Raw genomic sequence first — 303 nt, forward strand, 5'->3', positions numbered from 1 at the left:
ACTTTTGAAGCTTTGGTAAAGGAAATTGAATTAGTTCTTACAAATGTTTAATTTCTTTTGCGTTAAATGTTGACACGTATCACGCAGATCACTAAAATACCGCCAATTTGTCTAATTTCCATAAACACGCAGTTTTTGGTGTTGCAGGAAGGTAGATTTGCAAATTAAATCAATTTTAATGCATTTTTATTTCTGGAGGTTGTCTTGAAGAAGTCAGCACTACTCGTCCTAGAAGATGGGACAGTATTTCACGGTGAAGCCATTGGCGCTGTAGGTTCTGCAGTTGGTGAAGTCGTTTTTAAT

General features: G+C 36.3%; 1 protein-coding gene. It reads left to right on the forward strand.

Annotation, left to right across the window (positions count from 1 at the left end; genetic code table 11):
• Positions 1–204 precede the first annotated feature (204 nt).
• Positions 205–303 (forward strand): carbamoyl-phosphate synthase domain-containing protein (locus tag AB4496_RS29500; RefSeq protein ID WP_372133691.1); only part of this gene is annotated, 99 nt, incomplete at its 3' end.

This window comes from Vibrio sp. 10N.222.46.A1 (assembly GCF_041473595.1).
In the GTDB taxonomy this organism is placed as follows: Bacteria; Pseudomonadota; Gammaproteobacteria; order Enterobacterales; family Vibrionaceae; genus Vibrio; species Vibrio tasmaniensis_A.